Here is a 9,055-nt window from a genome sequence, read left to right on the forward strand (position 1 = left end):
ATACGCTGATTTGCCCATATAAACAACAATTAATAGCCGCACTGCCGTGCAATAAGGTGTGGTTTGTTTGCTCCTTTTGGCGCTGGATGCGGGTAGTTACAACCTGTCTAAACAGGTATTTCAGCTTGTTGTCTGGGGACTCAACGAGATTGGGAGGGTGCAAAAAGATGTCACACCAATCGATTTATTTCTGTGCAACCTTTGCTCCAAATCAATAACTTTGCATTTACAAGGGCATATAGTCAGCGGGCTTACAGCATCAAATGAAAACAAAAAAAGGGATTACGTGATGAAAAAATTACTTCCTCTGATGATTGCCGCTGCAGTGACCTCTCCTTTCGCCATGGCCCATCAGGCTGGTGATATTCTGGTTCGTGGTGGTTTGGCCATCGTTTCTCCTCAGGAGAGCAGTGATGACGTGGCGGGTCACGGTGAGTTCGAGATTAACAGCAACCAACAGCTTGGCCTGACCCTCGGTTATATGATCACCGACAACTGGGGTGTTGAGTTGCTGGCTGCAACCCCATTCTCCCATCGAGTGAGTACTCGCGATCTTGGTGAGATTGCCAAGGTTAAACATCTGCCTCCAACATTGATGGCCCAGTTCTATTTTGGTGATGCCCAGAGCAAGGTTCGCCCGTATGTTGGTGTGGGTGTGAACTACACCACCTTCTTTGATGAGAAGGGGGTGGGAGCACTTGATGGTGCAAATATCAGCCTTGACGACTCTTGGGGTCTGGCAGGTCAGGTCGGTATCGATATGGCGGTTACAGATCGCTGGTTTGTAAACGGTTCAGCCTGGATCATGGATATCGATACAGATGTTAAAGTTGATGGTGTTGGCACCTTCAAAACGCATATCGACCCGATGGCCTTTATGGTGGGTGTTGGCTACCGCTTCTAATGATTCTGATTGCGGTTCTGAACGGACCGCGGAAGATAGCAAAGTACGTCTCTTTCAGCCCGGCTTGTGCCGGGCTTTTTTCGTATGGCTGATTTTGTCTGTACTGTGATCCAACCCGATACAAATCAATTAAATACCTGCCGCTTGATTTCAGTTATTCGCCACCCCTGCCGATAGTGACTATGTTCACTTTACCTTCCCCCCAATGAGTGAGGATGTCTCCATGGGCTTATCTATCGTGCAGCGGATCATCGCCGGATTCGTGTTGATGCTGCTGTTGCTGATCCTGCTTGGTGTGATCAGTACCTTTAAAATCAAGGGTATAAATGACGGCCTCTCTGCCGTATCTGATCGGGCAACCCCGCTGGTAGTTGCTGTCGCAGGTCTCAAGGGGGCACTGCAGGATAGTAACCGCTGGGTGCTGGTCTACCGCACCAGTGAAGATGCCGCCCAGTTGCCGCAGCTGGCCAATCAGTTCAAGGAGCAGCAGAACCGCTTCGCCCAGCTGAGTCAGGAGATGGGTAAATTTACCGACGTAGCGGATGCTCGTGCCCGCTTCCAGCAGGTCGAGAGTGCTACCACCCAATTTTATGGCTTGGCGGATCAGGTGTTGGCCCAGCATCGGCAGTGGGTCAGTGCACTGGAGCAGCGCCACAAGTTGGAGATGGAATTTATCCGCCTTGAGGATACCTACCAGTGGGCGGCGGATTTGCTGCTGCAACAGACCGCCAGCAAGCGCTCCATGCGCAACAAGGCGGAGCTTATTACCTCGGGTATCGCCCGCGACCTGAAGAATATCCGCCGTGCCGATGCCAAAACCGACCTGAACGAGCTGGAAAAGGTGTTGAGCAAGGACATCGAGATGGCCCGCAAGCGGTTGGAGCGGGTGCTGGTGCCCGATGATGTGAAAGCGCGGTTTGTCTCCAATCTCGATCGGATGCAGGAGCTGGCACTTGGCGCTCAGGGCTTGCTGGCAACCATGCGTCAGGCTCAGCAACTGGCGCTGTCGCTGGCCACGCAAAATCAGCAGCTGGATGCCAGTCTGGTCAACAGCCTCAATTTGCTTGATGAGATGGGCAAGTCCGCCGGTGCCATCGCCAGTGATAGCCGGATTAACGCCGATGCGGCGGTCAGCAGTGCCAGCTTCTGGATCCTGGTGGTTGCCGCTATGTCGGCCGCTGCGGCGCTGGTGATCGGTTATACCACGGCGCGCAGCATTCAGCGCCCGTTGCAGATGATCAACAAGGAGCTCGATTACATGGCGGCCGGCGACATGACACGCCGCATCAACTACCGCAGCAGTTGCGAATTTGGCAGCCTCTCTCGCTCCATCGATACGCTGGCGGGCAAGACCGGCGAGCTGCTCTCTCAAATCAATGCAGGCTCCCGCCATCTGGTGGATGAAGCGAGCCGCGCCGCCGAGATCAGCGAACGGGCCATGTCCCGGGTACAGGAGCAGAAGAGCCAGACCGATCAGGTGGCCGCCGCCATTACCGAGCTGGAAGTGAGCGCCACCGAGGTGGCCCGCTCTACCGATGGCACCAAGCGGGAAGTAGATCTGGCCGATGAAGAGGCGCGCAATGGTCGCCAAAAAGTGGCCACCACTCGCCGGATCACCGAGCAGCTGGCTGGCGCCATGGAAGAGGCGGTCGGGATCACCTACAAACTTGGGGAATTCAGCAACAACATCGGCAGCATTCTCGATGTGATCCGCAGTATTGCCGAGCAGACCAACCTGCTGGCCTTGAACGCCGCCATCGAAGCGGCTCGTGCTGGCGATGCCGGTCGCGGTTTTGCGGTGGTGGCCGATGAGGTACGGGCGCTAGCAAATCGCACCCAGACTTCGACCGAAGAGATCCAGGGGATGATTGAGAACCTGCAAAGCTCCAGCAAGCATGTGGTTGAAGTGATGGGGCGTAGCCAGGAGCAGACCCAGAGCTGTGTCGAGCAGACCCGCGAGATGGATGTGGCGCTGCAATCCATTGCCGATCGGATGGGGGCCATCAAGTCGATGGCGGATCAGGTGGCCCATGCTGCTCAGGAGCAGATCTCCGTCAGTCAGGGGGTTGCTCGTCATATCGCCGGTATTGCCGATGTGGCATACGAGACCGAGCGGGAGGCGCGCGAATCCGCCAGCAGCAGCGAAGTGCTGGCCGACCTGGTCGCCAAACAGCAGCAATTGATCGCACATTTCAAGGTCTAGGAGGGCTTATGTCTAAAAAGTGGATTGGAGCCCTGAGTCTCCTGTTGTGTGGCCAGCTGATGGCCAGCGAGCTGGTGATTGAAAGCTGGCGAACCGATGACAAGGCGTTGTGGGAGCAGAAGATTATCCCGGCGTTTGAAGCGGCTCATCCCGGCATCAAGGTGAGTTTTCATCCAGTGCAAAACGTCAACTACATGCCCACTCTGTGGGAGAGCCTGAAAGGCGGTAAGGCGGGGGATCTTATTACCTGTCGTCCGTTTGATGACTCGCTCGCCCTGTTCAAGGCGGGCCATCTGGCCGAGCTGACCGAAATGGCAGGGATGGAGAACTTCCCGAGTTTTGCCCAGTCACCGTGGCAGACTGACTCCGGAGCCCAGACCTTCTGCGTCCCCATGGCCTCGGTGATCCATGGCTTCTTCTATAACAAGAAGATCTTCAGTGAGTTGGGACTCACCTTGCCGCAAACCCGCGATCAGTTCTTCGCCGTGCTGGACAAGATCAAGGCCGACGGTCGCTATGTGCCGCTGGCCATGAGTGGTTCCGAGAGCTGGGTTGCCTCCGAACTGGGGTTCCAGAACATTGGCCCCAACTACTGGAAGGGGGAGGACGGCCGTCTGGCACTGATCGGCGGGCAGGAGCGGCTGGACAACCCGCAATATGTGAAGGTGTTCGACGAGCTGGCCCGCTGGCGTTCCTACCTCGGTGAAGGTGGCGAGAGCCGCGATTATGCGACCAGTAACGAGCTGTTCACTTCGGGCAAGGCCGCCTTCTACGTGGCGGGCTCCTGGGAGATTGCCCCCTTCACCGGCAAGGTCGATTTTGGCGTCATGCGTCCGCCGGTGGCCAAACAGGGTGATGGCTGTTTCTTTACCGACCACACCGATATCGGTATGGGGATGAATCCGGCCAGCAAGAACAAAGAGGGTGCAATGGCCTTCCTGCAATGGCTGACGACGCCGCAATTTGCCGAGCTCTATACCAACTCGCTGCCGGGATTCTTCTCCCTCTCCAACCACTTTTTCGATGTCACCAATCCGGCGGCCAAAGAGATGATGGAGTGGCGCGATCAGTGTGACTCGACCATTCGGGTGGCGACCCAGATCCTCTCCCGTGGTACGCCCAAGTTGGGGGATGAACTGGCAGAGGTGAGTCAGGCTGTGCTGCTTGGCAAGATGGAGCCCAAGGCTGCCGCGGATCGACTGGAAGGTGGCTTGAAGGGTTGGTATGCCCCTCATCAGGGCAATAAGGCCAAGAGCGCGGATTGTCAGTGTGATGCGGTTGCCCCTGCTCCTGTTTCGGCGCCGACGACTGAGGTGTCCGCAGCTCCCGCGACCAGTGAAACATCGGCCGTGGTGTCACCGGCTGTGACTCCCGCAGAACCCGCATCAGCGGCCGCTGCCCCATTACCGGCGCCGTCGGATGAGGTGGAGCAGGCGCTCTCCAACGAGCTGGAGGCGCCACAGCAGCCACAGCAATAGGTCATCGGCATCAATAAAAACGGGAGGTATCAGCCTCCCGTTTTTTTTATGGCTCGTGGCCAGTATGTATCGCTTTATTGTGCTTCGTGGGGCCAGCGGCAGAGGCTGCCGATGCGGGCAACCGGGGCAAACCCCAGAGAGCGGTAAATGCGCTGGGCATGGTAATGCTCGTCAGCCACTATGATTAGCTGCTTGGCGCGGGATAATCCTGCGCGAGCCACTTGACTCAGCAGCTGGCGGCATAACCCCTGGTTGCGCCACGCATGGTGCGTGCGTACCAACTGGAAGCGCCCAAGTGTGCCGCAGAAGAAGAGGCCACAGCTGGCGACCAGTTGTCCCTCTTTCCAGATCCCCCACCAGTCCCCGAGACCATCGGCAATCATGGCCTGATAGAGCGCCTGGCGGGATCGCAGATAGGGGAGATAGCTCTGTTCCGAGTGTCCCTCATCCCGCTCATGGAGTTCGAAGTCGAGCCACTCAGGCCAATCAGCAGTGGTGAAAGTACGCGCCTTAACCTTGTTCATGTCGTCGTGAGGGGGTGGGCAGCTCTGCTCATCCAGCGCCAGCACCACGCACTCCATATATTGGTATCCCGTTGCGACAAAACCGGCGATCCGGCTGTTTTGCCCGGCTGCTAGTGGCCATTGGAAGGTGCGGTGGCGCACTCGAGGATCCTGGCCGATCAGCTGATCAAATGTGGCTTCCAGCCAGCCTTTGTCATGGTCGCTGGGCGGGGTGGGGAGTAGCAGGTAGTTGCCGAAGTAGTAGTCGGGAGCATCCGGCGTGCGAACCGCCCAAAACTGCTCATGCTGGATGACCTCGCCCTGGTAGCGATCAAACAGCAAGTCGGTGGCAAAGCCGGGGTGGGTATCCATGATGGTGCTCCTGCAAAGACTCATTCTGTTATCGGCAGGAGTGGGAAATAGATGAAAAGGGGCCGGAGAAACCTCCGGCCAAACAATCACACGCAGATTCAGAACGTCCAGGACGATCTGCCCCCATCATAACTCGACTGGGGCGATTTTGGGATGGGCACTTTTCGGTTACGTACCGTTAATTTTGTAAATATGAAGTTCGTCAGATCGGATGTGAGGTAAATCCCTGTTGACTTTGTGTCGTTTTGCTCATAAATATAAAGACGTTTAGACGTCCAAACATCCGTTTTGACGTAGGCAGATGGATTGCAGGACAGGGAGAAGAGCAGATGGGATTTCACAGTGCACGTCAGGTTGAGGCGCTCAACCAGAGCTTGGCAGATTTGAATGGCGATATATCGGTCAGTTTCGAGTTTTTTCCGCCCAATAGTGAAGGGATGGAAAATACCCTCTGGCAGTCCATCGAACGGCTGAAAGTGCTGGAACCCAAGTTCGTCTCCGTCACCTATGGCGCCAACTCCGGCACCCGTGATCGCACCCACAAGGTGATCAAGGACATCAAGGAGCGGACCGGCCTGATTGCGGCGCCTCACCTGACCTGTATCGATGCCAGCCGCGACGAATTGCGCACCATCGCCCGCGATTACTGGAACAGCGGTATTCGTCACATCGTGGCTCTGCGCGGTGATTTGCCGCAGGGGTTGGAGAAGCCGGATATGTATGCCACCGATCTGGTTGCCCTGCTCAAGTCAGAGGCGGACTTCGATATCTCGGTTGCCGCCTATCCGGAAGGTCACCCGGAGGCCAAGAGTGCGCAATCCGACCTGCTCAACCTCAAGCGCAAGATCGATGCCGGTGCCAACCGTGCCATCACCCAATTCTTCTTCGATGTGGAAACGTATTTGCGCTTCCGGGATCGCTGCGCCGCCATCGGCATCGATGCCGAAATCGTGCCGGGGATCCTGCCGGTCTCCAACTACCAGACCCTGGCCAAGTTTGCCGGTTTTACCAACGTGAAGATCCCGCGCTGGATGCATCAGCGTTTCGAGGGACTGGATAACGATCAGATGACCCGTAATCTGGTGGGGGCGAGTATCGCCATTGATCAGGTGCGCGTGCTGAGTCAGGAAGGGGTGAAGGATTTCCACTTCTATACCCTGAACCGCTCCGAGCTGACTTATGCCATCTGCCATACTCTGGGGGTTCGTCCCAAGGGTTGACCGGTGGTCACCGCGATAAAAGCAAAAAGCCAATGAGTTGCTCATTGGCTTTTTCGTTATGGCCGATTATCAAGGTCTGGTCGGGGCGATCTCTTTTGGCTCAAGATCGATAACCGCATTACCTGCAGCCCCCGGATACTGGCGATAGACCTGATCCTGTTCCAGTGTGTAGAAGGTATCCAGATAGTCGTCGTTGTTGGTCATCCATGAGTCGGGCAGTGCCTTGACGATGCGACCGCCGAGATCGAGGAAGGGCAGGGCTTCCGGCACGCCACCCGCGGTAAAGCCGAGTTTGAGAGCTTCAATCAGCAGGGCGCTCAGCTCCTTGTAGTTGACGTTGTCATCCTGCTCCATCATCACCACATCGACGGCACCCCAGCGATAGCGATCCCAGTAAACCAGGATCTGGTTGGGGGTGTAGTCTGTGTTGTCATAGTCGAGGTAGGGCATGTCGACAATATCGACCACAGGCTCATCCCGGCTGGGATTGACCCCTGCGACCACCGCATACACTTCGGCTGCGCCGAGCAGCCAGGGCTCCTGATCATCCTTCAATCTGATCTTTTTCAGGATACTGGTCTTGAGTGGCGCCGTGCTGGCCGCCACTTGTGGAGCGCTTTGCAGATCCGCATCGGCCAGCGCCTTGCGCATCACCTTCAAGCCTGCGTTTTTGGCTTTGACGGGATCGGCTTCGACTACCAGAACCGGCCGGGCCGGTGCCTTGTCCACATCCAGATAGACGGGATTGCCAGCGCTATCGAACGCTTCAATGGCGCTCCAGCTCTTCTCATCCCCACTAGGAACATAGGCGACCAGCGGTTCGACCCCCTGTTGCAGTGCTGCGGCCTGATCGGTGTTGGCCAGTCGCAACTGCATCAGTTGCTTGACCTCGCCATCCAGTCCTTGCCGGCTGATGGCCGCCTGGTTGGCATCGGTCGCCTGCCGCTTAAGGCGCGGGCTGGCCTTCTGCAGCAGGTTGGGAAGCGGGCTCTGGTATTGCTGATTGCTCAGTAGGGGCAGCAGGTTTTTCTGCTGAAGTGCGAGCTGGCGAGCCAGCTCTCGATCCGTATCGGCAGCCTGGACGCTCGTGGCACCCAGTATGGCCAGTAGTAACAAGACAGCCTGATTTTTCATTTTTATTCTCCGTTGCATGGAACCTGACAGGGCACCATGTCCGGGAAGATTGGTGCCCTGGCACCACTAGAAGGAAATTAGTTTCACTTGTGAATCATTTTATCTGGATAGTGTGCAGAGGTTCACGGTTTGAGGTTCAATTGATTCCTTTGTCGATATGATTGGAACTGATAGATAGCCAGACCAATCAGCAGACCCCAGCAGGCTGCCGCGATGCCGAGCAGGCTGATCCCGGACGCGGTAATGATAAAAGTGAGCAGCGCAGCTTCTCGCGCTTCATCCTGTTGCAAGGCAGAGTGCAGGCTGCTGCCGATGGTACCTAGCAGGGCCAATCCGGCGACGCAGGTGACAAGGGCTGCCGGAAAGGCGCTAAACAGGGCCGCGACGGTTGCGCCGAAGCAGCCGGTCACAAGATAAAAGCAACCCGCCCAAACCGCAGCAGGCCAGCGGCGCTTGGTATCCGGGTCGACCTCTTTGCCCATGCAAATGGCGGCAGTGATGGCGGCCAGATTGAAGGCATAACCGCCAAAAGGGGCGAGCAGCAGGCCAGTCAGGCCAGTCCAGCTGATCAGCGAGGAGGTGGCAGGCTGATAGCCATGGGCTCGCAAGATGGCAATCCCCGGCATGTTTTGCGATGTCATGGTGACAATGAACAACGGCAGCGCGATACCAAACAGAGCATCAAGGGAGAAGGCTGGCCATGTCCAGACCGGGCTGGCGAGTTGCCAGTGAAGGGTGCCCATTTGCAAATCCCCCCGCACGCTGCAGATCAGCATCCCCACTCCCAGTACCAACACCATGGTATAGCGGGGCCAGAGATGACGACCCAGCAGGAAGGCCAGCAGCAGGGTGCCAAGCAGCAAGGGATCTTGCGGGGCGACCTTGAACAGATCCAATCCGAATCTGAGCAGCACGCCAGCGAGCATGGCGGCGGCCAGTGGAGCCGGGATATGTTTCATCAAACGGTTGAACCAGCCGCTAATGCCACACAGAGTGATCAGCAGGGACGAGATCACAAAGGCGCTGATGGCTTCCGCCAGAGTGAAGTTGCCCAGCGTGGTGATCAGCAGTGCCGCGCCCGGTGTGGACCAGGCGGTTAGTATGGGTATGCGGTAATAGAGAGAGAGGCCGATGCAGCTCACCCCCATGCCGATCCCCAGCGTCCAGAGCCAGGAGGCGACTTGGGCAGTATCAGCACCCGCTGCCGTGGCGGCCTGGATGATCAGGATGACGGAGCTGGT

At 57.1% G+C, this 9,055-nt stretch carries 7 protein-coding genes (1 of these 7 cut by a window edge); 4 read left to right on the forward strand and 3 right to left on the reverse strand.

Annotated elements, in window-relative coordinates; translation table 11 throughout:
• The first annotated feature begins 289 nt into the window (after positions 1–289).
• From ACTG1K_RS24165 to ACTG1K_RS24175, 3 genes are all read left to right on the forward strand, one after another.
• Positions 290–904 carry an OmpW family outer membrane protein gene (locus ACTG1K_RS24165; RefSeq protein WP_440006778.1) on the forward strand — a complete coding sequence of 205 codons (615 nt, stop codon included), beginning with the start codon at positions 290–292 and terminating at the stop codon, positions 902–904.
• Between the two features lie 223 nt (positions 905–1,127).
• Entirely contained in the window at positions 1,128–3,107 is a 1,980-nt protein-coding gene (locus ACTG1K_RS24170) for a HAMP domain-containing methyl-accepting chemotaxis protein (RefSeq protein ID WP_005341553.1), read from the forward strand.
• A gap of 8 nt (positions 3,108–3,115) precedes the next feature.
• Positions 3,116–4,585 (forward strand): ABC transporter substrate-binding protein, encoded by a 1,470-nt coding sequence (locus tag ACTG1K_RS24175; protein WP_257688022.1) that lies wholly within the window; start codon positions 3,116–3,118, stop codon positions 4,583–4,585.
• Between the two features lie 74 nt (positions 4,586–4,659).
• Here ACTG1K_RS24175 and ACTG1K_RS24180 read toward each other — a convergent pair whose 3' ends face one another.
• Positions 4,660–5,460 carry a GNAT family N-acetyltransferase gene (locus ACTG1K_RS24180; RefSeq protein ID WP_330125708.1) on the reverse strand — a complete coding sequence of 267 codons (801 nt, stop codon included), beginning with the start codon at positions 5,458–5,460 and terminating at the stop codon, positions 4,660–4,662.
• A gap of 329 nt (positions 5,461–5,789) precedes the next feature.
• On the opposite strand from ACTG1K_RS24180, the gene metF reads away from it, so the two are divergent.
• On the forward strand, positions 5,790–6,680 hold the full coding sequence (metF, locus tag ACTG1K_RS24185) for a methylenetetrahydrofolate reductase (RefSeq protein ID WP_005340191.1): 891 nt from the start codon (positions 5,790–5,792) through the stop codon (positions 6,678–6,680).
• A gap of 69 nt (positions 6,681–6,749) precedes the next feature.
• Here metF and ACTG1K_RS24190 read toward each other — a convergent pair whose 3' ends face one another.
• Positions 6,750–7,814 (reverse strand): DUF3103 family protein, encoded by a 1,065-nt coding sequence (locus tag ACTG1K_RS24190; RefSeq protein WP_425854706.1) that lies wholly within the window; start codon positions 7,812–7,814, stop codon positions 6,750–6,752.
• A gap of 122 nt (positions 7,815–7,936) precedes the next feature.
• Positions 7,937–9,055: the 3' portion of a benzoate/H(+) symporter BenE family transporter gene (locus ACTG1K_RS24195; RefSeq protein ID WP_440006905.1), read on the reverse strand. 57 nt of this gene lie beyond the right edge of the window; only the last 1,119 of its 1,176 coding nucleotides appear in the window; the start codon falls outside the window, past its right edge; its stop codon occupies positions 7,937–7,939.

This window comes from Aeromonas sp. 102P (assembly GCF_051920345.1).
Taxonomy (GTDB): Bacteria; Pseudomonadota; Gammaproteobacteria; order Enterobacterales; family Aeromonadaceae; genus Aeromonas; species Aeromonas veronii.

Coding starts and splice junctions, on each gene's coding strand:
- ACTG1K_RS24165 (WP_440006778.1), top strand. CDS start 290: ATGAAAAAATTACTTCCTCTGATGATTGCCGCTGCAGTGACCTCTCCT.
- ACTG1K_RS24170 (WP_005341553.1), top strand. CDS start 1,128: ATGGGCTTATCTATCGTGCAGCGGATCATCGCCGGATTCGTGTTGATG.
- ACTG1K_RS24175 (WP_257688022.1), top strand. CDS start 3,116: ATGTCTAAAAAGTGGATTGGAGCCCTGAGTCTCCTGTTGTGTGGCCAG.
- ACTG1K_RS24180 (WP_330125708.1), bottom strand. CDS start 5,460: ATGGATACCCACCCCGGCTTTGCCACCGACTTGCTGTTTGATCGCTAC.
- metF (WP_005340191.1), top strand. CDS start 5,790: ATGGGATTTCACAGTGCACGTCAGGTTGAGGCGCTCAACCAGAGCTTG.
- ACTG1K_RS24190 (WP_425854706.1), bottom strand. CDS start 7,814: ATGAAAAATCAGGCTGTCTTGTTACTACTGGCCATACTGGGTGCCACG.